At 72.8% G+C, this 1,777-nt stretch carries 1 protein-coding gene; it reads right to left on the reverse strand.

From position 1 onward, the window contains the following. The coding region (locus ACWELQ_RS45095) for an ATP-binding protein (RefSeq protein ID WP_452403091.1) at positions 1–1,777 on the reverse strand (1,777 nt) is incomplete at both ends.

Below are 1,777 nucleotides of genomic sequence, written 5' to 3' on the forward strand. Positions count from 1 at the left end.
GTGTCGGGTGTGGTCGACAGCAATCGGATCCGCCGCCGCGCGGTCACCGCCGCGGCCCCGAGGTCCCCGGCCCGGCCCTGGGCCGCGGCCAGCGCGTCCAGGGCAGCGGATTCCGCGAACGGATCCCGCGTCCCCCGTGCCAGCTCCACCGCCCGCTCCGCCATCGAAATCGCCTCGGTGCCAGCCTGTCCCGAATCCACCTCCGCGAACGGCTCGACGAGGACAACGGCTCCGGCCAAGGCGACGGCCGCCCGGGCAGCGCTGGATCGGGTCGCGGCGGGTTCGGCGAGGAGTCGTGCCTCGGCGAGGAGGGTGAGGACTTCCTGCCGGGCGGGAAGGTGCGTGAATGTGCCGGGGAATCGGTGGGTCGAGGCGGCAGCGGCGGCCAGGTCGGTTGCGGCGGCGAGGGAATCCCCTGCGCGCTGGGCGAATTCGGCGGCGGTGCGGTGGAGGCGGTACATGTCGTCGCCGTTGCCCTGACACCCGGCGACAGCCGCGGCCTGCCGCAGCAGATCCGCCGATGCGGCGGGGTCGTCGGCGAGGTAGGCGGCTTGTTCGTGACGCCACTGGGATTCGCCGGTGAAGTGGCGGGTGAACAGCAGCGACGCGAACCGGCGGGCCAGGTGGTAGGCGTCGGTGCGGCGGTCGGGTTGTTCGCCCGCCCAGCCCAGCGCGGCGCGGAAATCGTCTGCGGCGGCGTCGAATCGGGGCCGCAGGTCACCGCGCAGTGCCAGGAGATCGCCTGCCACGGCGACGCACCAGCGGAGGTGCCCGGCGCGGGCATCGGTCTCCTCCTCCGCCGCGGCGAGTTGCTCCTGTCCGTACTGCCGGATGGTCTCCAGCGCCCGGAAGTGTGTCCCGGTGGGCGTGTCCGCCACCACGAGCAGGCTCTGTTCGACCAGTCGCGCCAATCCCGCTGCGACCGTGCCCTTGTCGATTCCCGTCACCTCGGCGGCCGCCTCGACCGGGAAGGCGGTCATGAACACCGACACCCGCCGCAGCAGTGCCCGGTCCTCGGGTTCGAGCAGCGCGTGACTCCAGTCCAGGGCGGCCCGGACCGAGCGATGCCGGTCGTCGCTGCGCGCGCCACCGGAGAGCATGCGCAGCTGATCGTCCAATCCCGCTGTGAGACCGTCCAATCCGAGGCTGGTCCAGCGGGCGGCCGCGAGTTCGATGGCCAGGGCGACCCCGTCGAGGCGTTCACAGAAGCTCGCCACCTGGTCGCGCAGGGCGTTGTTGGGCGGCCAGCCGCCGGCCGCCGCCCGATCCATGAACAGGTCGACCGCGTCCGAAGCGCCTTCTCCCGCAAGCGACATGGGCGGCACCGCGTAGGCGCGCTCGAACGGCACCATGAGCCGGGCGCGGCTGGTGGCCAGCACGCTCATGCCCGGACACGACGCGAGCAGCTCCTCCACGAAGGGGGCGACGCCGTCGCGCACGTGCTCGCAATTGTCCAGCACCAGCAGGGCATTGCGGTCGGCCAGCGTGGACAGCAGGGCCCGATCGAAGCTGCGGCCGGGCTGCTCGCCGACGCCGAGCGCCATCGCCACGGTGCCCGCGACCACACACGTATCCGGTGACGCGACCGGCACCAGATCCACGAACCAGACGCCGTCGGCGAAGTCCGCCGCCACATCCGCGGCCACGGCCAGCGCCAGCCGGGTCTTGCCCACCCCGCCCGGCCCGACCGCGGTCACCTGCCGTTGCGTCTTGACGAGTTCGGCCAGCTCACCGCGTTCGGCGCCGCGGCCGATGAACGAGGTCAGGGGTGTGGGCA

The organism is Nocardia sp. NPDC004722 (assembly GCF_053601505.1).